The sequence below is a fragment of the Pseudoalteromonas sp. AWH4_217 genome (assembly GCF_056161105.1).
The window spans coordinates 1-21,842 of sequence record NZ_JBSWYM010000019.1 but is presented as its reverse complement, the minus strand read 5'-3'; the positions used below and the strand labels follow the sequence as shown (position 1 = coordinate 21,842).

Annotated in this window: 15 protein-coding genes and 1 pseudogene; 1 reads left to right on the top strand and 15 read right to left on the bottom strand. The window is 50.0% G+C overall.

The annotated features are described in order from the left end of the window. Positions 1 to 121: 121 nt before the first annotated feature. From ACXAH1_RS20050 to ACXAH1_RS20000, 11 genes are all read right to left on the bottom strand, one after another. Complete coding sequence (locus tag ACXAH1_RS20050) at positions 122 to 2,248, bottom strand: two-component system response regulator (protein ID WP_475199057.1); 2,127 nt, start codon at positions 2,246 to 2,248, stop codon at positions 122 to 124. Positions 2,249 to 2,365: 117 nt separating this feature from the next. Beyond that, positions 2,366 to 4,204 carry a GGDEF domain-containing protein gene (locus ACXAH1_RS20045; RefSeq protein WP_475199052.1) on the bottom strand — a complete coding sequence of 613 codons (1,839 nt, stop codon included), beginning with the start codon at positions 4,202 to 4,204 and terminating at the stop codon, positions 2,366 to 2,368. Beyond that, positions 4,201 to 5,088, bottom strand: coding sequence for a hypothetical protein (locus tag ACXAH1_RS20040; protein WP_253049436.1), 888 nt, complete (start codon positions 5,086 to 5,088; stop codon positions 4,201 to 4,203). Before ACXAH1_RS20040 ends, ACXAH1_RS20045 begins: the two co-directional genes overlap by 4 nt. Positions 5,089 to 5,400: 312 nt before the next feature. Beyond that, a complete protein-coding gene (locus ACXAH1_RS20035) occupies positions 5,401 to 6,417 on the bottom strand; it encodes a M48 family metallopeptidase (protein ID WP_475199046.1) in 1,017 nt (338 codons plus the stop codon). Further along, positions 6,417 to 7,490, bottom strand: coding sequence for a YjgN family protein (locus tag ACXAH1_RS20030; RefSeq protein ID WP_475199042.1), 1,074 nt, complete (start codon positions 7,488 to 7,490; stop codon positions 6,417 to 6,419). The genes ACXAH1_RS20035 and ACXAH1_RS20030 overlap by 1 nt, the downstream gene beginning before the upstream one ends. A 182-nt stretch (positions 7,491 to 7,672) precedes the next feature. Beyond that, on the bottom strand, positions 7,673 to 7,843 hold the full coding sequence (locus ACXAH1_RS20025; RefSeq protein ID WP_164488164.1) for a hypothetical protein: 171 nt from the start codon (positions 7,841 to 7,843) through the stop codon (positions 7,673 to 7,675). Between the two features lie 424 nt (positions 7,844 to 8,267). Then, on the bottom strand, positions 8,268 to 10,901 hold the full coding sequence (gene metH / locus ACXAH1_RS20020; protein ID WP_475199035.1) for a methionine synthase: 2,634 nt from the start codon (positions 10,899 to 10,901) through the stop codon (positions 8,268 to 8,270). A gap of 11 nt (positions 10,902 to 10,912) precedes the next feature. Continuing rightward, positions 10,913 to 11,935, bottom strand: a complete 1,023-nt coding sequence (locus tag ACXAH1_RS20015) for a homocysteine S-methyltransferase family protein (RefSeq protein WP_475199152.1) — start codon at positions 11,933 to 11,935, stop codon at positions 10,913 to 10,915. Positions 11,936 to 11,990: 55 nt separating this feature from the next. Continuing rightward, positions 11,991 to 12,938, bottom strand: coding sequence for a homoserine O-succinyltransferase (locus ACXAH1_RS20010; RefSeq protein WP_475199032.1), 948 nt, complete (start codon positions 12,936 to 12,938; stop codon positions 11,991 to 11,993). Between the two features lie 128 nt (positions 12,939 to 13,066). Then, positions 13,067 to 16,231: a PAS domain S-box protein gene (locus ACXAH1_RS20005; RefSeq protein WP_475199030.1), complete on the bottom strand. Its 3,165-nt coding sequence runs from the start codon at positions 16,229 to 16,231 to the stop codon at positions 13,067 to 13,069. Between the two features lie 11 nt (positions 16,232 to 16,242). Beyond that, complete coding sequence (locus ACXAH1_RS20000; RefSeq protein WP_475199028.1) at positions 16,243 to 17,187, bottom strand: ABC transporter substrate-binding protein; 945 nt, start codon at positions 17,185 to 17,187, stop codon at positions 16,243 to 16,245. Positions 17,188 to 17,328: 141 nt separating this feature from the next. Here ACXAH1_RS20000 and ACXAH1_RS19995 point away from each other — a divergent pair, with 141 nt between their 5' ends. Beyond that, positions 17,329 to 18,423 carry a response regulator gene (locus ACXAH1_RS19995; protein ID WP_475199026.1) on the top strand — a complete coding sequence of 365 codons (1,095 nt, stop codon included), beginning with the start codon at positions 17,329 to 17,331 and terminating at the stop codon, positions 18,421 to 18,423. 105 nt (positions 18,424 to 18,528) lie between these two features. On the opposite strand, the gene ACXAH1_RS19990 is transcribed toward ACXAH1_RS19995, so the two are convergent. From ACXAH1_RS19990 to ACXAH1_RS19975, 4 genes and pseudogenes are all read right to left on the bottom strand, one after another. After that, the gene (locus tag ACXAH1_RS19990) at positions 18,529 to 19,539 is read right to left on the bottom strand and encodes a phage late control D family protein (protein WP_475199024.1); all 1,011 of its coding nucleotides are present in this window, start codon (positions 19,537 to 19,539) and stop codon (positions 18,529 to 18,531) included. A 2-nt stretch (positions 19,540 to 19,541) separates the two neighbouring features. After that, the gene (locus ACXAH1_RS19985; RefSeq protein WP_046005619.1) at positions 19,542 to 19,754 is read right to left on the bottom strand and encodes a tail protein X; all 213 of its coding nucleotides are present in this window, start codon (positions 19,752 to 19,754) and stop codon (positions 19,542 to 19,544) included. Between the two features lie 8 nt (positions 19,755 to 19,762). Then, positions 19,763 to 20,218, bottom strand: coding sequence for a phage tail protein (locus ACXAH1_RS19980; RefSeq protein WP_046005618.1), 456 nt, complete (start codon positions 20,216 to 20,218; stop codon positions 19,763 to 19,765). A gap of 27 nt (positions 20,219 to 20,245) precedes the next feature. Beyond that, positions 20,246 to 21,842, bottom strand: a pseudogene (locus ACXAH1_RS19975) (hypothetical protein); the annotation flags it as partial.

The following is a 21,842-nucleotide window of genomic DNA, read 5'->3' as shown; positions in this document are numbered from 1 at the left end:
ACCGAAAAAATAACTTTAAAAACAGCTGCTACACTCAAACTATAGTCTATGGTGCACACTTTACATGACTCCCGCAAAGACTTTTCACTATTAGCTGAACCGTGTTTAGCCTTACCCGCTATCACCCTGGCTTGGCACCCGCTGCCAAATTGTGCTCAGCAAACTCATAGGCCGCCTGACTATCAAGTGGTCGGGCATATAGATATCCCTGTGCCACATCACAGTTCAGGCTGCTTAGTTCAGTCAGCTGAGAGTGCGTTTCGACCCCCTCTGCAACCAGCTTCAGGCCCAGTGCCTGAGCCAGCAAAACAATGGTCTGCACAATGCCAAGGCTCTGCTCGTCAGTGCTCATATCCATAATAAACGCCCTGTCTATCTTGAGCACATCAAGCGGAAACGATTTCAGATAAGATAAACTGGAATAGCCCGTACCAAAATCGTCTATGGCAATGCTGACCCCCATGTTCGACAGCGCCAACAACGTCCTTCGCGTCTGCTCAAAATCTTCAATCAGGGCACTTTCGGTGACTTCCAGCTCCAGCATTCTACTACGGACCTGGCTCGACTCCAGACACTGGACAACATAGTCAATAAATTGCCGGTTACGGATCTGCTGCGCAGAGACATTAACACTCACTTTAAGATCCCTGCTCAGTGTCACCAACTGGCTGGCAAACTCACAGCTTTTTTGCAGCACCTGATGGCCCAAAGTATCAATCAGACCTATCTCCTCAGCGAGCGGGATAAACTCCAGTGGTGAAATCCAATTTCCGTCGCTGTCCTGCAGCCTGGCCAGCGCCTCAAAGCCGCACACTTGTCCTGATGCTATCTCTATCTGAGGCTGAAACAGCACGTTTAAGCTTTCTTTTTCCAGGGCTTCGCGGAGCAAGTGTTCCAGCCCATGACGTTTCATCAGTTCTGCTTCCAGCTCCTGAGAAAAAAAACATACCGCATTGCGTCCCTGATTTTTCGCCCGGTACATGGCCACATCGGCATGGCGCATCATGACCTCTTCCTCATTCGCATCCAGCTCCGTCATGCTCACGCCAATACTGACCGAAATCTGATATTCCTTTTGCTCCAGCATAAAAGGCTCTTTAAAGCTGGCAATCAGGTTGCTGGCGACCACAGCCACATAATTGACGGAGCGCACTTCTTCTAAGACCAACACAAATTCATCACCACCAACTCGTGCCAGCGTTGCGTTTGGGTCAATCACCGACTCCAGCCGTTTTGCCACTTTCTTGATTAATTCATCGCCCAGAAAGTGGCCCAGCGCATCGTTAATGTATTTAAAATGGTCAAGATCTATGAGTAACAGCGCAGTGTAAGTGTCGGAGGCCTTGGAACAGGCAATGGCATGCTGCAACCTATCATGCAACAAAATACGATTAGGTAATCCGGTCAGCTGGTCGTTATTGGCCAGAAAGTTCATTTTTACCGCCATCGCCACCGATTCACTGACATCATGAAACACCATAATGGCCCCGATGATGGTATTGTCTTCATCGCGAATAGGTGCAGCAGAATCCTCAACCCTGTAAATTTGACCTTCGCGGCTGTGCAGCTGGCAGTTGAGTGCCATCGCCACATTGCGTTTTTCTTCCAGTGCCATCACGGCGGGGTTAAAAGAGCGGCTTTGTGACGATGCATCACGCAAATCGAGAATATCTTCAATGTGCTTTCCTACTGCATAGCTTGCGGCATACCCGCTAAGGCGCTCGGCAATGGGGTTCATGTAAGTGATCACAGCCTGTGTGTCTGTCGCTATTACGGCATCGCCTATAGAATTGAGTGTCACTTTCAGGCGTTGCTTTTCCTGATAAAGCGCTTGCGAAGTGCGCTCCAGATTTTGCTGATAGGCCAGTATGGCTAGCTGGTTATAGACCCGCATTCGGCAGATTTTCAGGTCTATAGGTTTGGGAATATAATCGGCGCCCCCTTCAGTCAGCGACTTAAACTCGATCTCAGGGTCGCGGCTAGCGGTAATAAAAATAATGATATAATGCGCGGTGTCCGGGTCACTTTTGAGCAGACGGCAAATATCCACACCGTTATACTCGCCCATGTCGATATCAAGCAAGATCACATGCGGCTTTACTTCTTTTATCAGCGTCACCGCATAACTGGCTTCAGAAGTTGAAAACACCTCGCCTAAATCACTCACGGCTTTTTTGATGATCAGAATGCTGCTGGGATCATCGTCAACAATCAGTATTCTGGGGTTGTCCGGCAAATTAAGTATCACAAGCGAGTCATCTATATTTCCCTTATCTAAAGAGCATAGACCAAGCTCACCAGTTTAAAACCCCATCCTTCAACTACTGCAATATTTTATTCTTCACCACCCTTTGACTAACAAGGCTTACCCGGCGAGTTTTGTGCTGCTTACGGTAAATGCATCCAAATTCTGTTGCACTTGCTGCAACGTCATACCCAGAGGCTGGGCTGGCAGGTTCAGGCCAACCCAGGCATTACGGCCACCATGTTTAGCCCGATACAGGCAATTATCCGCCAACTCCAACACCTGCTCCCAACTGCCATGCTGTGTCTCAGCCAAACGTAACGGGAAAGCGGCAAAACCAATCGAGCAGGTGCAGCTAAGCGGCTGACTATCCTGACAAAACGAAAACTGTGCCACCGCATTGTGAAGCCGCTCAACCACCTGTTGCGCGGTTAACATATCGGTCTGGGGCATCACCAATAAAAACTCCTCTCCCCCCCAGCGAACCAGCTCATCCTGCTCTCTCAGCGTTTTTGTAACGACCTCAGCAAATTGCTGTAACACCAGATCGCCCGTTGCATGGCCATAGCTGTCATTGATCTGTTTAAAGTGGTCGATGTCTATCAGACAAAAAATTGTGCTCTGCGATGCACTGCGCGCTTGCGTCAGGAGTTTATCAGCCTCACTGAAGAAGTAGTGCCGATTGTGCAAACCGGTCAGACTGTCGGAGTAGCTCAGGGTTTGCAGTCGTCGATTCCGCTCATCCAGTTCAGCCGTTCTCTGTTTTACCTGCTCTTCAAGTAACGACAGGTTACGCTTATTTTGCCATCGCCAGTATAAGAACCCTAATAATGCCAATGCCAGGATCAGTAACAATGCGCCGCGTTGCTGCGCCAGACGGGTGTTCTCAAGAATTTGTTGGTGACGAAAGATTTCTTGCGCCTGCAAGGCATTGTCTTTTTCCAGTAAGCTCAGTTGCTGCTTTTGTGTTGCCAGTGCGTACTGCGATTCCAGTTGCAGCAACTTGTTATTGCGTTTTTGAAAGTTAAGCGCATCTTTGGTCAGTGCGTAGCGCTTCAGATATAGGTGTGCCTGTTGATAATCACCCAGCTGTACATAGGCATTGGATAATACAAACTGCAAGTCGGCCTGCTCCTCCAAAAACCGTGTTGCAAAGGTTGCTTTTAACGCAGGCATGGCCGTTTCCAGTGTTTGCTGAAAATCGCCCGATTGCAGCCAGGCCATGGACTGCAATAGCTTGAAACGGATCTTCATTCTTTGATTACGAATGAGTGTGTCGCTTTGCGCGACCCGATTGAGGATAGGCTGCGCCTGCTGAAAGCGACCAAGTTTGAGCAATGCCCAGGCCCGTACCAGATACAGTTTATCGACCAACTCTGGTGCGCCCGTGACGACCAGGTCATCGGTATGCAATTCAGCCACCGCCTGATGATAGCTCCCCAGTAGCACATACAAGTAGCCTTGCCATAACCTGTGCTCTAATAGCAGTAACTGAGCGACATAGGGCATGGTCTGAGCATGATTGTTCAACTGGGTGATCAACTGATGTACATCATCCAAAGAGCGCTGTGCATAGTTATAGCGCTCAAGGTCCATCTCTAACTTGGCGATAGCGAGCCGGCTTTGTGCCATCAACGCCAAATCTTTTCGCTTAATAGCTAGTTGTAACGCATCGTTGTGCAATATCAGGCTCTGCTGATAGTCACCATACTGTTGACGGATCTGACCTTCCAGCAACAAGGTTTGCGCAACAATTTCCAGCGCGTCAATCGCCTGTGCATCGCGTCGCAACGCTCTGAGTTCAGGTAATAGCGAGAGGTCAAAATCGCTTTTAAGCGTAGCACTTAATTTGGCCAACGACTTTTCAAGTGTACTGGGTGACGCCAGCTCAGTTGCCGCAGTACACACACTGAACACGATACATAGCAACCAGCCCGTCAGAACGCCCAGGCGGATCATGGTCTGGACTCCTGCGGCAACATAGCGCGATTGATAACGTTCCAGTCCTGTACCTTACGATTAATAAACCCCGACTCCGTTAACGCTTTGCGGATAACCCCACGACGTCTGAGCTCTTTAAGACCGCGGTTTAATGCAGCAAATATCTGACTTCCTTCGGGATGACGCTTGCTGACAATAAAGTGGCGTGAGTCAGGCAATACCATTTTCACACCCTCTATAGGCACATAGTCACGCCCTTCAAACACCAGCTGCAAAGATTCACTCACACTAAAATTTACCAACATGCCATCAACGATGTCGGTTTCTACCATGTTAAGCATGCTTTCCCACGGGCCAATAAAGCTCACCAGGTTCATGTTGCTGTTTGTCAGGGCGTGCCAGTCTACCCGCCAGCGAGGATTAGCCACCAGCGTCAGTTGCTCAAGCCCGTCCTGAGTAGTTTGATGCAACGCCTGATTACGTTTCGCGACATATATTCCGGCTTCATACTCTCCGAATTTGACGACCGGATCACTGACATACACTGAGCCACGATAATTAATCACATCTTCATGCCAGACGGTACGCGCCAGGATCAGGCTCTCTCCAGCTATCATGTCTGTGAATTCGAGGATATTGACTGATGGTTTAGGGTTGAACACCACCTCCCGGGTTTCGCCGCCCAGGAACAAGGCTTGCTGCAACAACACCATTTCGATGATTTCAATGTGGGAGCCTTGCGTGGTTGGCCGAAAATCGGTGACATCAAGCACTGAGCGGCCCTGTAAAAATGCCTGATAACGCTGAGAAAAATTCTCGCTGCTAATGATATCAACAATCAAAGGGTTGTGGGCTTTGGCACATTGCGACACAACGAGCAATAACAAAACCAAAAACTTCATTTGCCTCCCCAGCACACAGTTCAATCACAGCATCCTCTAGTATACAGGAAGGAACGAACATAAGTTAACCTGAAAATAACAAAAGATAAGCACAATGCCGTAAAAACCCCCGGCAAATCGCGATTTTTGGAACAATAATAAAGGGTTAAAAGAGAATAAAATAGTTCATTTAAAAGTCTGGGGATTTTTGCTATAGAAAATGAGTGGATGGCTAACCAAAAAAGAAAAAGGCCTCACTGAGGCCTTACAAAAACAGCGATTTCGATGTGCAAACAGACGCTCATCAATAGCAAATCGTATTGTCTTCCTCTATCAAGGAGATGGGGTGTAACTTCTGGCGTGCTCAATGCGCTCCTGCAAACTGGGATGCGTAGACAGGTACTTTAACCAGCTTTGCTCATGTTCCTCACCAAGTTCAGCAAGTGACTCCAGTGCCTGAGCAAAATGCTCACCGCTGTATCCCAGACGATAAAGCTGCGCCAGCGCATAGTTATCTGCTTCCCACTCCATATTTTGAGAAAACTGCAGATCCAGCAAGGCACTGCCCGATCCTAATACCACTTCAGCAACTATGTCCATGTCACCCACCAGCATGGCAATGGCAATACTGGCCACCGCCGCCTGAGACGCCAGGCGTACACTGTGCATCCGCTCTACATGACCAATCTCGTGTAACAGAATGGCTCTGAGCGCATCAGGGTTGTCGGCCAGTAGTCTTGCCAACTCATCGGTCACCACGACCTGCCCATGTGGCAGCGCAAAAGCATTGGCGCCAAAATGCTCAGAGTGATAGACATCAACGCGATATTTCTCTGCTGACAGGTCAAGCTGAGTAACGGTGTCTTGCCACAGTCGTTCAATGACCAAGCGCTCTTGCTCAGAAAGTGCCGAGGGTGACAACACTGTACGCTCAATGAGCGCCATAGATTGCTGGCCCATTTGCTCCACGACCACATCTGGCATGGTCTGTACGGCAGTCACCGCAATCCCGGGTACCAGCTTAAAGAGCAAAGCATACAGCAACACAGGCGTCGCCACCAAGGCACACATGATCAGGGCCAGATTGGACTCAAGCTTAGCCAGTAGCGAACTCTTACCTGACTGAAATGCCCAACGATGTGACACATCCAGCGGCACAAAGCGCGCCCCGTCAGTGAAAGTCAGCTCACTGGCCTGCCCGGGTAAGTGGGCCGAAACGGTCAGTGTCTCAACCGCACTTTCGCACACACACTCATCGTCCACGTAAATGGCAATGTGACTGTCGCTGAGCCGGGCAACTGCTTCTTGCACCCGGCTGCTGTTTGGCTGGTAAAAATATCCCCGGATCATCAGGTCAACGAGATATCAACGTCAAACACATTAGCGGCTTCTTCTGCAAAGGAAGACTCAGCCTGCTGCGCACTATCCAGGACATGGTCTGCACCTGGCAGCAACACCACCTGAGTTGCCTCAGCCAGTGCTCTGACTTTACGCACTTTAGCCCAGGGGAATGCCAGGCCAGCTGTCAATACAATCGCAGCTGCGTTGGTTGCCAGAATCAAGGCATAACGCTGCGGTGCCAGAGTTGATTTAAATTCTGCAACCTCATCAATTTGCGCATTGTTCAGAATATGATTGCGGATCAGCGCCTGGTAGATGCCTTGCAATGCAGAAATCACAAACAAATACAAAGGCACAATCAGGAACATGCCAAAGTTGACCGCTCCCAGCTCATCAGGGTTAATGTTGATACCACCTGCCAGGCTAAATGCGAGACCCAGCAACATCATCACAAGGATGCCCAGTAACATCACCAGTAATGCGGCTGCATAGTATTCTTTGCCCTCTAACTCTACTTGTACTGGCTTATCGCCGTAACGAATATTACTGTGAATGTAGGCATCAATACGCTTGAGCACCCAGGGCATCAAAAGATACATGGTAAAAATACTGACAAATGGTAGCACCACAAAGTTCACCATCGCCTCGCCCAAATTGCCCTTAAAAGCAAAGCGAATATTGCGGTAACGGGTCATGCGCATGCTGAATTTAAGCCCCTGATTGATCATCCAGGGCACCAGCAATACCAGTGCAAATGCCATCATCGCGCCCACTAGCGGGAAGTAACTCGACACCACACTGTAGATCACAAACAAGCCTACGGCGAGTAAGCGGCCTTTGAGTATTTGAATTGGTGTAGCAAGATAGTCAAACCGGTGCCCGTCTAACAGGGTATGGCCATAAAAATATTGCTTAGTCCGTACCGTCGCCCAGGCTGAATAGATACCCAGTGTCACCAGCGTCAGTAACAGGTTGACAATCCAGATACCAAAATATTCTTTGCCAGTACCGGTGAATTGCAGTTGGGATGGTGTAGGTCGACTGCTCGGTTCGGCAGCAGTGGTGGTAGAAGTCGAGTCCATTGTTGGCTTCCTAATATCGTTTTTCTTTCGTTTTCACATTATTGACGTCTTCATGGCATGTCCCCATGAAAACTACGGGAAGGTACATTAGAAAAGCAACAAGTGCAATGCTTAAAAGCAAAACGCCGACGTAACTTGTCAGTTACCTCGGCGCTGTGTCTGAGTTGATATGCTTGTTTTACTTAGCAAGCACGCGTCAACCAGTTCAGGAAGTGACGGGCTTCGCTGCCACTTGAAAATTGCGTTTGTTTGCGGCCTGTGCCATCAGCAAAAACGACTTTTGATTTGTTCACCGAAATTGAGCGAATTGGTTGCTCAACACGGATCTCTGTTCCGTTGTATGTATAAGACATAATAAAACTCACTTTTATAATGCGTAGCCTGAGGGCTAACGCTTTAGACAATAAACGAGCTTTATGACAGTTTGATACCAAACCTGAAAAAATCTGCGAACAATTTCTCGACACTTTTGAGTCAACAAACCGAAGCGCTTCAAAGGAAATGGTACTGGCGATCTTAATATCTGCATTCACAACGTCCCCGGCTGGGGTAACTGCAGTGGTATATCGCCTGACTATAATAAGCTCTACTTGTAATTTTTAATGCGGGCTTACTGGATCAAGGCAAGAGGGCATTACTTCTATGACGCTTTAAATCAGAGGTTATTTAAAGCAAGGGAGTAATAATATCGAAAAAGTGGTTTAATGCAAGCAAAATTTACTGACTTTTTGCCGACAAAAAGTCAGGGTGCCAAAGTGGCACCCTGCATATGCACAATTACGACTGAGGTTCATACCCCAGGTTGGGCGACAGCCAGCGCTCAGCTTCTGCCAGCGTCATGTTACTGCGCCGGGCATAATCTTCTACCTGATCTTGCTGAATCGCTGCCACAGCGAAGTATTTAGAATCCGGATGCGAGAAGTACCAGCCAGATACCGCCGCGCCCGGCCACATGGCGTAAGAGCTGGTGAGCTTCATACCAATGCGGTTTTCTACATCAAGCAGCTGCCAGATCTTGTCTTTCTCAGTGTGTTCAGGACACGCAGGATAACCCGGCGCCGGGCGGATCCCCTGATAGTTCTCGCGGATCAGTTCTTCATTGCTGAGCTTTTCGTCCTCAGCAAAGCCCCAGTATTGCTTACGCACCTGCTCATGCAAGTACTCAGCAAAGGCCTCGGCCAGACGATCTGCCACAGCTTTCACCATGATTTTGTTGTAATCGTCCTGCTGCTGCTCAAACATCTCGGCTAAATCGTCCTCCTCCAGGCCACCGGTAACCGCAAACGCACCAAAATAATCCGGCGTGCCTTTCGGCGCGATGTAATCGGCCAGACAATAGTTTGGAAAATCGGTTTTTTCGGTTTGCTGACGCAACTGACAAGACTTCAGCAGCACTTCTTCACGGCTTTCATCGCGATAGATTTCAATGTCATCGCCCACCCGATTGGCCGGGAACAGGCCAATTACGCCCAGCGGTTGTAAACTGCCTTTAGCACTCAGCTCGTCGAGCATGGCATTGGCGTCGGCAAAAAGCTTTTTCGCTTCCTCACCCACCACTTCATCTTCCAGAATACGCGGGTATTTGCCTGCCAGCGTCCAGGTCATGAAAAAGGGCGTCCAGTCGATATACTCGCGCAAGGTGGCAATACTGACGTCTTTAAACTCAGTGATACCCAGCTTTTTGGGCACCGGTGGGGTGTAATTGTCCCAGTCAAGCTTAACCGCATTATCGCGCGCGCGGGCTAAGGTCACGGGTTTTGAGCGGGGCTTTTTACGCGCCTGTTGATCCCGCACCTTAACGTATTCACTGGCGGTTTTTTCCAAAAAGCCGGGCTTTTGCGTGGCACTCAGTAAACTGGAAACCACACCCACCGCGCGGCTGGCATTGTTCACATAAACCACGCCCTTGTCGTATTGCGGTTCAATCTTCACCGCCGTATGCGCTTTAGAGGTGGTTGCGCCACCGATCAGCAATGGGATCTCAAACCCTCGACGGGTCATTTCTTTGGCGACATGCACCATTTCATCCAGCGAAGGCGTGATCAAACCCGATAAACCAATGGCATCGGCATTTTCATCTATGGCGGTTTGCAGAATTTTCTCTGCCGGCACCATCACGCCCAAGTCCACAACCTCATAGTTATTACACTGCAGCACCACACCCACAATGTTTTTACCTATGTCGTGTACATCTCCCTTAACCGTCGCCATGATGACTTTACCATTACTCTGGCCAGCCTGTTTTTCCGCCTCAATGTAAGGGTCCAGATAGGCCACTGCCCGTTTCATCACGCGTGCAGATTTAACCACCTGAGGCAGGAACATTTTACCGGCACCAAATAAGTCGCCGACCACATTCATGCCATCCATCAGCGGGCCTTCGATCACCTCAATGGGTTTATCAAACTGCTGACGACAGGCTTCAGTGTCTTCTTCAATAAATTCAGTAATGCCTTTAACCAGCGCATGCTCCAGGCGCTTGGCCACAGGCCAGCTGCGCCATTCCTGATCTTCCGCTTTCTCAGCCTGTGCCATCCCCGAGTAATTAGGCGCTATCTCTACCAGACGCTCACCGGCACCGGGGTCAGTGTTGAGGACCACATCCTCTACCGCCTTGCGCAGTTCATCGGGAATATCATCGTATACCGTCAGCTGACCCGCGTTGACAATGCCCATGTCCATACCGGCCTGAATGGCATGATATAAAAACACCGAGTGAATGGCTTCACGCACCGGGTTGTTACCGCGGAACGAGAAAGACACATTCGACACCCCGCCCGACACTTTACAGTGCGGCAGGTTTTGCTTGATGCGTCGGGTGCCTTCAATAAACTCGACAGCATAGTTATCGTGCTCTTCGATCCCCGTTGCCACAGCAAAGATATTAGGATCAAAAATAATGTCTTCCGGCGGGAAACCCAGCTCATCCACCAGAATACGATAAGAACGCTCACAGATCTCAAACTTGCGGTCGGCTGTTTCGGCCTGGCCTGTTTCGTCGAACGCCATCACCACCACAGCCGCACCAAAGCGCTTAATGATCTTCGCCTGACGCTCAAACGGCTCTCGGCCCTCTTTGAGTGAAATTGAGTTGACGATGGCCTTACCCTGAATACATTTCAGGCCCGCTTCAATCACTTCCCATTTGGAAGAGTCGACCATGATTGGCACGCGGGAAATATCCGGCTCTGAGGCAATCAGGTTCAGGAACTTAACCATGGCGGCCTTAGAATCCAGCATCGCCTCATCCATATTGATGTCGATCACCTGGGCGCCGTTTTCCACCTGGCTGCGCGCCACATCCAGCGCGGCTTCATAATCTTCTTCCAGGATCAAACGCTTAAAACGCGCCGAGCCGGTCACATTGGTTCTTTCACCAACGTTAGTAAAAATGGCTGTAGATTGCGTCATATCAGTACTTCCTAATTCAGATTACAGGCTTCAAGGCCCGCCAGGCGCATTCTTACTTCAAGCTCAGGCAAAGTGCGCGGTGCCACCTGCTCCAGCCCTTTTACAAAAGCGCGAATATGGTTGGGTGTTGTACCGCAGCAACCACCCACAATATTAATAAAACCTTCCTTACCCCAGTCAATGATTTCCTGTGCCATCTCGGGGGCTTCCAAGTCGTACTCACCAAACTCATTCGGCAGGCCCGCATTAGGGTGCACAGACGTATAGGTTTCGCACACCCGCGACAATTCTTCGACATAGGCTCGCAGCAGATCCGGGCCAAGTGCACAATTCAGTCCAATGGAAATCGGTTTGATATGACGGATAGAGTTGTAAAAGGCTTCGGTTGTCTGGCCCGACAAGGTACGCCCTGACGCATCGGTAATGGTCCCGGAGATCATCACCGGCAGGGTTATACCGGTGCGCTCAAAGGCTTCTTCCACCCCATAAGCCGCCGCTTTAGCATTCAGCGTATCGAAGATGGTTTCAATCAGGATCAGATGTGCGCCACCTTCAATTAAGGCTTCGGTCGACTCAATATAGGCCGCCACCAGCTGATCAAACGAGACATTGCGATAACCTGGGTCATTCACATCAGGTGAAATCGAGCAGGTTTTTGAGGTTGGCCCCAAAACACCGGCCACATAACGCGGCTTACTCGGGTCTTTGGCGGTAAACTCATCACATACAGCCCGTGCCAGACGGGCCGACTCGACGTTGATCTCGCGGCTCAGGCTGGCCATATCGTAATCTTCCATCGAAATAGTGGTGGCGTTAAAGGTATTGGTTTCAATAATGTCCGCACCCGCTTCAAGATATTCACGATGGATCTGGCGGATCACGTCAGGCTGAGTCAGGCTTAACAGGTCGTTATTACCTTTGATAAGGACATGCCAGTCTTTAAAACGCTCGCCCCGATAATCCTCTTCCTCAAATTTGTGTTTTTGGATCATGGTGCCCATAGCACCGTCGAGGATCAAAATACGCTGTTGCATGGCCGTTTTAAGTGCATCGGCAATGGCTGCACCATCAGCCGCGGTGGTGATATGTTTATTCGGCATAATTGTTAGTCCTTACATCCTGGCTAACCAGATTAATATCGTACGGAGTGGTCTGGTAAACATAGTAGTTTAACCAGTTGGAGAATAACAAAAAGGCATGGCTTTGCCATGTCTTTGATGGCTTGGCGTTTACATCATCCTCGGGGAAGTAATTCTCCGGCTTGGGTGCATCCGGCCCTTTTTCGCAATCGCGAAAATACTCTTTGCTTAGGGTATCGGCATCATATTCCGGATGCCCGGTAATATACACCTGGCTGCCAGACACATTTTTAATTAAATAGGCCCCGACTCGCTCAGAGCCAGCCAGTGTCACCAGCTCGTCACATGCTTCAATTTGGCTGGCCTCAATATGGCCGTATCGTGAATGGGGTACCAAAAACTCATCATCAAAGCCACGGGTTAGTGCACCATGTTCAAAGTAGCAGTGATGGCGGAACACCCCGCACAGCTTGTCTTTTTTAAGCGCCCGCTTCAGGCCATGATGATGAAACAGGCCGGCATGTGCCGCCCAGCAGGAGAACAGCGTTGAGGTTACATGGTGTTCGGCCCAGTCGAAAAATGCCTGCAACTCTTCCCAGTAAGTCACTTCTTCATACTCGAGGTGAGCAAGTGGTGCACCGGTTACAATCAGCGCATCGTAGTTTTCTTCTCTGACATCCGAAAAATAACGGTAAAACATATTCAGATGCTGCTCGGAATTGTCGGAGCTGCGGTGGGTGTCCAGGCGCAACAGATCCACGTTCACCTGCAAGGGCGTATTGGCCAGCAGACGAATAAACTGTACTTCTGTTTCCACCTTATTGGGCATCAGGTTGAGTATCGCCAGCCGCATAGGCCGGATCTCCTGCGTACTGGCTCGGCTTTGTGGCATCACAAAGACATTTTCATGACGCAAATGGCTGATGGCAGGTAAATCGTCGGTGACTGTGATTGGCATGATATTCCCCTCAGTGACTAGGACCTTTAAAGATAGATCCGCTAACTTGCGACATTATGAAGCAACGGGAATAAATTTCAACTTCTAGATGTTTAGCCGTCCAAATTAAACATTCTGTCACCCGGCCCCTACGGTGACGCTTTAAGCAGTTGACAGGAACGCGTCAATACGTCTTCAAGTTCCAGAATCAAGTTTGACTGCAGAGGATTTTGCTGCGCAATGGCCTGCTCCAGCTGCGCCGCAAGCTCAGCACAGCGCACCAGCCCCAGATAACCTGCCTGCCCTTTTAATGTATGTGCCATTCGGGCAGCCGCTTCGATGTCCTCTTCTTGCAACCTTTCTTTCAGTTGCACACAAAATGCCTCCTGTCTCAAAATAAACTTATCCGACATTTTGCGGTAAAAAGCTTCGTTACCGTTTACATGCCTGAGTCCCTGCGCCCTATCGAGTAAATCTCCTGCGGCTTGATTTGGCGATGGGGTGGGCTCGGGTCGTGTCATACGAGATTGCTCTGACTCTTTGGCTAAGGGCCTTTCTGGCTCAGCCTTACCCGGTTTGCGGCTCAGCCAGTGGTAGATTTTTTGATAGGCCAGTTCAACATTAATCGGCTTGGCAATATGGTCGTCCATACCACAGGCTTTTATCTCCTGAAGGTCATGTGGCATGACATTGGCTGTCAGGGCGATAATCGGGAGTCGTCGGCAGACCAGCCTTTTTCTGATCTCCCGGGTGGCTGAATAGCCGTCCATTACCGGCATTTGACAATCCATCAGGATCAAATCAACAGGTGTTTCCTGTAATCTCGCCAGGGCCTCTTTGCCGTGCTCTGCGGTAATGACCTGCATACCTGCATCCGCCAGAATTTCCTGGGCAATCTCACGATTAATATCGTTGTCTTCCACCAGTAACACCTTTGCACCTTCAAGCACACCATACATCGCCCCTTGTTCAAGCTGTATGCTGGCTTGTGCCGTAGACTCGGCCATCGCCTCACCGAGTGGCAATTCAACCTCAACAAAAAAGCGTGCGCCTTTCCCCTCGACACTGTCACACCAAATCCGACCGTGCATCAGTTCTATCAGATTCTTGCTGATTGCCAGGCCCAGTCCGGTGCCACCATATTGCCGGGTGGTCGACGTATCTGCCTGGGTAAACGGGGTGAACAATGATTGTAGCTGGCTCTTAGAGATACCAATGCCGGAATCAGATACCGTGAACCTGATGTGCGCGCTCGATTCTGTCAGGGACCTCACCGTCAGCTCGAGAGAAAGGCTGCCATACTGAGGGGTAAACTTGACTGCATTGCTGAGCAAGTTGAGTAATACCTGACTGAGCCTGAGCGAATCGCCAATGAGTACTTCGGGTAAAGTAGGGTCCTGACTCACATCAAAGTCCAGCTGCTTTTCTTCAGCCCAAGCCGTAACCAGACCACTAACATGCTCAATCAGGGTTTTCGGGCGAAAAGGGACCGACTCAACACTCAATTTGCCCGCCTCAATTTTAGAAATATCCAAAATGTCGTTCAGGATCACCAGGAGGTTATCTGCTGCATAACGTATTTTTTTCAGATAGTTATGCATTTTCGGCGACGTATCCATTTTGAGCGCCAAATGGGTTAATCCCGTAATTGCATGCATAGGGGTACGAATTTCATGAGACATATTGGCCAGGAACTCTGACTTAGCACGGGTAGCACTCTGTGCGGCCTGCATGGCTTCAAGGAGTTTTTTCTCTGCGTCTTTGCGCTCTGTAATGTCCCGAATGATGGCGGTGAAATAATTCGCCTCTCCCACTTTAGTTTCTGCAACGGCCAGGTCGATGGGAAAACACTGACCATTTTTCTTACGTGCGGTCACCTCACGTTTGTTGTCTATAACTTTTTTTACGCCTGTATCAAAATAGTTTTGTATATACTGGTCATGGTTGCTTCGGTATGGCTCTGGCATCAGCATTCGCAAGTTGTTTCCTAACACTTCATCACGCGTGTAACCAAACATCTCCACGGCTGCCGGGCTAAACTCCTGCACTTTCCCCTGAGTATTGATCACTATGATGGCATCAGCTGCCGTATCAATGATGGCACGTGTCATGGCCTGATTTTCTATCAGTGAGCGTTCTTTGTGCATCTGCTCAGAGATATCCTGCACAATGCCCACTAACTTATAGTGTCCCGTACTGCTGTCCAGATAACGCTCAGCCACCAGCCGAATAAAACGACAAACTCCATCATTGTCACGTAATTCATAATTAAAGTCATGGTGCTGTTGCTGGTTATCAAAAATCGCTTGCAACGCCGGTCCGCTCACGTTATTGGTATGACCAAATAAGGTGTATACGGTCACAGGCTGCGCGGGAGATGCACCTATGATTTCGTAGGCCTCCTGAGACAAATGAACCAGACCGCTTTGCAGTTCAAGCTCCCAGCGTCCCAGACGCGCCATTTTTTGTGCCTGCTCATAATTGAGATTCGCGCTTTGTAGCTCCGCGGTACGCAATGTAACGCGGGATTCAAGCTCACGCTGATTTTTATCCAACAAGGCAAGGTGTTCACGGATGGCGCTAGCGGCCCAGTTAAACGTCTCCGTCAGCGTGGCAATTTCCTTAAACCCGGATTCTACTGTCTGATGCGTATAGGTCCCATCAGCAAGCAAAGAGGCCTGTCTGGCAAGCTCTCCCAAAGGTGCAATGACCCGCTTTCTAAGCAGTATCATTACCATCAGGATTAATACCCCACAGCCTATCCACATCAGCGCCAGGTTAAACCGGATATTGCGCCACAACGCCTGTTCACTCAGCGCCAGATTGTAATGCAGATAAATGATACCAAGGCGGGTAGAACGAAGTTCAGTACTGGAGGGCAAGGCAAAGCTCTGAAACGCCTCAAGCTGTGTACGATCAGCTGAAAAGGTCAACAGCGGCATACTGCTGTTCAGAGCAACGTTGACCGCCTGATCCGAGCCGTGACTGGCAATGTCCTGTAAAGGTTTACCAATCTCGACAAACTGATTGCTGAATAATATTTGCCCGGTATGATCCGCAACCGCAATGCTGACGACTTCCGGCACCGTGCCTATAACAGATAAATCATGGCGGATCTCTTCAGGCCTGTCCGAGCTCAGGTTTACTTCTACATGTCGTTTCAACGTCATCAGCAAATAATTGGCATGTGACTGATGGCTTGAATAAGAGGCATCCCGACTACCGGTGTAAATCACCATAGTACTCAGACTCAGTACAGCCAGACACAGTAACAAAACGCCCACAGGCACCCAAAATGCCAGGGACGTTGGCACACCTGGCTGCCTCATTGCAGTACAAACCTCGCATCAACCAGGCCACGCACATCTGTTACTTCTTCAATCATATTCTGCTCTACCAGTACAGATAACAGCTGCTCTACAGTTGAATACAAAGGCGCTTCTGTCCCCTTCCCCACCAGCAAAGTGCGGTTGATCGGGGCATCGGCTAACGCAATGCCACCGAGTGCTGCCAAAAGCTCATGTGGTTGCAGTCCAAGCCTGGGAGACATCAGCTGTGCGGCGTTTTCCGGGTGTGCTTCTATATATGCCAGCGTCGCAAATTGAGCCGAAACCAATGTCTGCAACGCCTCATGATAGTGGGCAAGATGTGCCGCTCTCACTACCAGTACATCGACGATTTTTCCCGGGATCTGCGCACTATCAAAAATGACTTTATGATCCTGATTCACAAGCTGAGTGGTGACCGGCTCAAATGTCACTACCGCATCAACAGCACGTGACTGAAAGGCCCTAAAGTGCTGATTGACAGGCAAGTGCACCGCATCAATATCCGCCATACTCAGTTGTGCCGCATCCAGAGTTTCATGCAGCATCAAGGCACCAACTGCAGTTTGTTCATATGCTATGCGCTTACCTTTGAGTTGTGCCAGTTCAGAGACTGACTCACGCACAACCACCGCATCGGCCCCGTTTGATATGTCCATGATCAGGACGATTTTGAGTGCAATCCCCTCAGCAACCAACAGTAAGGCTTCATCGAGCGTCAGTGCCGCAACTTCAATACGACCATGACGAAATGCATCCATGGTATCGGTCGCAGACAGCAGCTCAACCAGCTTAATATTCTCTTTCAACAGACCTTTTTGCTTGGCCAAATAAAGTGTCTCGTAGCCCGGCCAGAGATTAAACCCGACTCTGAGCTGCGTGCGAGATGAATCAGAGCACCCGGCAATCAGCGTAAATACGAGTGCTAACAACAAAAGTTTCACGGCCTTCCCCATCCACCAGGTCATTGGTAAAGTTTCTTTTTGTATTCTAGTCTTGAATTGAGAGCCTGGGGGCTGAACGAAGTAAATAGCAGCATATTGCACCTGTCAGCCTCGACGATGTTAACTAAACTGGTGAGCTGAATGGAGACAATCCTGATCGTTGATGATGACGACTTTGTTTTAGAATATCATACACATATGCTGTCACCATTGTACCGGATAGAAGTCGCGCAAGACGGCGAAGCGGCGCTTAATTTGGTCGATTCACGTCCGCCGAGTCTTATTTTGATGGATATTCAGATGCCACGTATGAATGGCTATGAAGCAGCCTATAAAATCAGGCTTGCCGGTCATACCATGCCCATTCTGTTTTTTTCAAACCTTAACTCATTGCAAGAGCGGTTAAAGGCTTACGATGCCGGTGGCAACGACTTTATTGCCAAACCGGTTGATGAACAGGAGCTGCTGACAAAAATATCTATTCTGCTCAAAGCACATAAAGCGAGCTCAGGCCATGCCGACGAAGTCGCCGTTAAAGCACTGTCCGATCTGTCATCACTCGGCTTTGTGATGGGGTTTTATCGAGACAGTTTTCATTGCCATGATTTAACACATCTTGCTCAGGCAGTGTTTAAACTCACCCGCGGATTTGGGCTGAAGTGCTCGCTGATTTTCCGCGATCAAAAAGCCAACCCCTGTTTTTTTGATGACGAGATTGCCAAAAATATTGATGCTGCTTTACTGGAGTCCTTACAAGGCGCAAACCGGATAATGACATTTGGCAAACACAGAGGTGCATTTAACTGGCGTCATGCTTCTTTGCTGGTTAAAAACATGCCTGAAGATCCGGACAGAGCCGGCTCGATGCGAGATTACCTGGCCTATATGATGGACGGGCTGGAACAATGCACTGGCAAAGTACTGGCAGAACAAACCATGAAGCAAACCATTCAGGATTTCAGAGCACAAAATACCGACATTAAGAATGGTATTGTCACTTTAATTGACGATATGGAAATACAATTAGAAGTTTTGTTCTCCACCCTCAGTATCGACAACGATATTTCAGAAGCCTCAGAGGAGTTGCTGGTCAACATGATCCAAACAGCCAAAAGCGCTGCTGAAGAAAAAGTACAGTCCGGATTGGTGATAGAAGAGCAGTTGACAGAGGTACTGGATATGCTGCAGGAAAGGCAGGAACAAGCAAGCCCAGGTGAAGATATAGAGTTATTCTAGTTTGGCGCAGGGATAGGCATTACCTGACATATTAGTCACGCCAGGTAATGAGGAGGCAGGAAAAGAGAATGGACTAAATCACGTCTGGCCGACATGAGGGCAGGGTTAATTGGGTTGCTCTGCCTTGATCAGGCTAATGTACCCCGTTGATGTCAGCCGATGCGTGACTTCAGTGATAAAAAAATCGCCTTCAAGATGATCCACTGAGCTATCAACCGAGATTAATGCACCGGCTACAATCTCTGGATTGCCAGGCACAGTAAGTCGAACCGCGCCATGGGCGCGCTTAAGACGCGTCAGCTGACTATCAGCAGCCGCTTGTGCACTGGCTTCATCCGGATAAAGGTAAGGCAGCTTAATCACAGGCGCGCCACTGCCAGCCTGCACCGACATCCGCTGCGCCTGGTCTGAGTCGTGGTAGAAGCCTTGTACGGCCCCTACCAGGTGATAATGATTACTCACTCTGGCCCAGTGTATAATTTGGTTTTTACTCAGCGTGGCCGAGGTCACGGTTTGACCGGACAACGACTGCCCACTTCCTTTGGTCACAAACAGCAGTTTACCGGCCGCCACTTTCATCACGGCGTCGTAGCGCAAAGCAAGACGCGTGAGCAACTGCATGTCGCTTTCGCTTTGCTCCAGATGTGACAGAGTAATACTACGCAATGCATCACTGACCCCACTTTGTAAGCCATATTCAGAGGCAATTTGCGCCACCAAATCTCCCAATGTGATGGGCGTTTCACTACCTTGCTGCGGCCAGGAACGAAACCGGGGCGACTTAAAGTCGACATCCCACATGATGCTGTTGCCATATAAAGTCAGTGCTCTGGCAGGCCCTGTGAGTTCGTACGCCCCGACATCAAACTTGCCCACCGGGGTAAGCGCAGCATGGGTATCCGGCGTACCATCTTTGTACCCCATCGCGATTTCCAGCACGTTTCCCGGCTCTGGCAGCTGGATAGGAAACTCTTCCAGGTTATCAAACCGCACCTTACACACATCACTGAGCAAACCCGTTCGCTGCGTTACCTCGACCTCAACGATCCGATCTTTCAGTCTTTGGGTGATTTCATTGCCATTGGCTTTGATAGAAAAATAGGGTTGCTGATTCATAACTAATCCCAAATATTGATCACATGTTTGGTCTTAGGCTTGGGCAACTCCGGCAGAAAGATCTCAATGCCAGCCGGGTAAATCGCACCGAGCCCGGCTAAGCCGGTATTAGCCCCCAGCACCTTTTCCACCGTACCTGAGCTTTGTCCGTAATGGCGATAGCAGATCAGATCCAAACAATCACCATCGCGCGTTACATAACTTACGCCTTTCATGATACCTCCTACTCAGGCTCTCTGAGGATCGCCTGATAGCGACCCAGTCGCATAGAAAATTGAATTTCACGTGGAATACCGTCGTTAAAAAACAAAGTGCGCGTTTCACTGATGCTGTTGATGATCCACTTACCCAGCACCCGCCCCACACTGGGGCTGGTGTTGCCACTTTGCTCTACATAACCCAGCGTTAAAGGCTGCCCCTTGGCGGCCTCTTCTCGCATGTAGTCCAGTTGTTTAAGCCCGTTGTCTACCATTTGCGGGAAAATAGTCCCTTCCAGGTCAAGCGTTTGCTCACCCACGCCGATAAACTGCATTAACGGGCTGTTGTCATCCGTTGGTGCCTCCAGGCTCTTCCAGCGGTATTGTGTGTCGTACTTCAACTTATTAAATGCAGCCGAGCTGACCGAGAACTTATAGCTGCCCAGCTGCATCATGTGTCTGGCATGATTGGTATTACTCATAGTTCACCTGAATTGTGGATTGGGCTATCAAGCCACATGATTGAAATAGCCAGCATTGAGGTCCAAAATGGCCTGCTGTTGCTGTTGTTCCAGTAGCTGCTTGACCTGAATCGCAATGTCTTGCGCCTGTTCGCCACTGCGTGCATTGACTGTAATATTGGCGTTCACCGTCACCTGTGCGCTGCGGTTATCGGATGCAAGAAGTGAAGACTCAGACGCGCTACGCGCCGCTTCGGAGTCTGACAAATGCCACAGAGCGTCCGGGTCAAACGGCGGCGCAGTCTGGGCGGTAACATTACCTTTGGCGTTCGCCTTTGGTTCATCACCAAACCAACTGCTTACTTGTGAGCCCATCAGTGCATTGGTCGCAAACCCGGCCAACGGTGCTGCCATCTTAAGCCAGGGGTTGCGGCTGTTTTCCATCAACCCGCTCACGGCCTTGGCTGAGAACATGCCGCCCAGCGTACCGCCAATCACACCCGCTTTTTGCGAGCCACTCAGAGCATCATCATTGGCCGCCTGCCAAAGGGTATGGTAGTTCAGTGCGTCCCCCGCCAGGTTGCCGACTTTGGCAACCTTATGCGCAGGACTGCGTGGCTGACCTTGCAACCCTGCATAAGCCGAAGCCGTACCTGCAACCAGATTAAAGGGGTTAATAAACTGGTTTTTGACAAAGCCTTCAGCCTGAGTAAACACGCTACTTGCGCCATCAAAATTCGGCGCTGATGAATCGGGTAACACAAGACTATGCAAGCCCTCAGCCCTTTCCTGTCCGGCACCTTTGTTGAACCAACCACCCAATAAACTCGTCGCAGCGCCCCCCATGGGACCCAGTGCCATCCCCAGCACCTTCGAGATCAGGCTGCCACCTGGGCCAGATTGAGCTGCACTGGCTGAGGCAGGTTGTGACTGACCTCCCTGCACCAGTTGCAGCGCCGCGCCAAGTGGCCCTGCGGTTATACCCAGTGCGCCTAACACACCGTCCACTGGCGTTTTCAACTGACTTTGTTGTGCCAAGAATGCTGAGTCATTCGCTGCCACAGGCAATTTAAAACCAGGTAGTTCAGGTTGCAGAACAGTCGTATTTGTTTTGGATTTTGCGGTTAACGGCGCATCAGCACCTCGACCATTGAGCGCTTTGGCGACCTGACCCGACAAGCGGCTTTTAATCGACTTAGCTGAGCGCACATTGGCTTTACCCGTTTCTGGCTTTGCCTGACGCTGCGCGAACAAGGACATCACCGGACCAAGTGGCCCCGCAAGACCCTGAAGCAGCGCACTGTCGCCAATTTCGTTCAACAAGTCATCCGGCGCTTTGCCATCCAGTTCAGCCTCTGCCGATGCAGGCTGAGTGGCCGACTTGTCCTCACCAAAGAGCTTGGATGTCAGCGACATCACCGGACCAAGCGGCCCCGCAAGACCCTGAAGCAGCGCATTGCTGCCAATTTCGCTCAGCGAGCCACCCGGCGTTTTGCCTGCCAGTTCAGCCTCTGCCGATGCAGGCCCAGTGGCCGACTTGTCCTCACCAAAAAACTTGGATGTCAGCGACATCACCGGACCAAGCGGCCCCGCAAGACCCTGAAGCAGCGCATTGCTGCCAATTTCGCTCAGCGAGCCACCCGGC

Bases quoted from the DNA above. Each gene is read 5' to 3' on its own strand.
- ACXAH1_RS20010 (WP_475199032.1), bottom strand. From the start codon at position 12,938: ATGCCAATCACAGTCACCGACGATTTACCTGCCATCAGCCATTTGCGT.
- ACXAH1_RS20035 (WP_475199046.1), bottom strand. From the start codon at position 6,417: ATGATCCGGGGATATTTTTACCAGCCAAACAGCAGCCGGGTGCAAGAA.
- ACXAH1_RS19995 (WP_475199026.1), top strand. From the start codon at position 17,329: ATGGAGACAATCCTGATCGTTGATGATGACGACTTTGTTTTAGAATAT.
- ACXAH1_RS20025 (WP_164488164.1), bottom strand. From the start codon at position 7,843: ATGTCTTATACATACAACGGAACAGAGATCCGTGTTGAGCAACCAATT.
- ACXAH1_RS20040 (WP_253049436.1), bottom strand. From the start codon at position 5,088: ATGAAGTTTTTGGTTTTGTTATTGCTCGTTGTGTCGCAATGTGCCAAA.
- ACXAH1_RS20030 (WP_475199042.1), bottom strand. From the start codon at position 7,490: ATGGACTCGACTTCTACCACCACTGCTGCCGAACCGAGCAGTCGACCT.
- ACXAH1_RS20015 (WP_475199152.1), bottom strand. From the start codon at position 11,935: ATGCAACAGCGTATTTTGATCCTCGACGGTGCTATGGGCACCATGATC.
- ACXAH1_RS19985 (WP_046005619.1), bottom strand. From the start codon at position 19,754: ATGAAAGGCGTAAGTTATGTAACGCGCGATGGTGATTGTTTGGATCTG.
- ACXAH1_RS20045 (WP_475199052.1), bottom strand. From the start codon at position 4,204: ATGATCCGCCTGGGCGTTCTGACGGGCTGGTTGCTATGTATCGTGTTC.
- ACXAH1_RS19990 (WP_475199024.1), bottom strand. From the start codon at position 19,539: ATGAATCAGCAACCCTATTTTTCTATCAAAGCCAATGGCAATGAAATC.
- ACXAH1_RS19980 (WP_046005618.1), bottom strand. From the start codon at position 20,218: ATGAGTAATACCAATCATGCCAGACACATGATGCAGCTGGGCAGCTAT.
- metH (WP_475199035.1), bottom strand. From the start codon at position 10,901: ATGACGCAATCTACAGCCATTTTTACTAACGTTGGTGAAAGAACCAAT.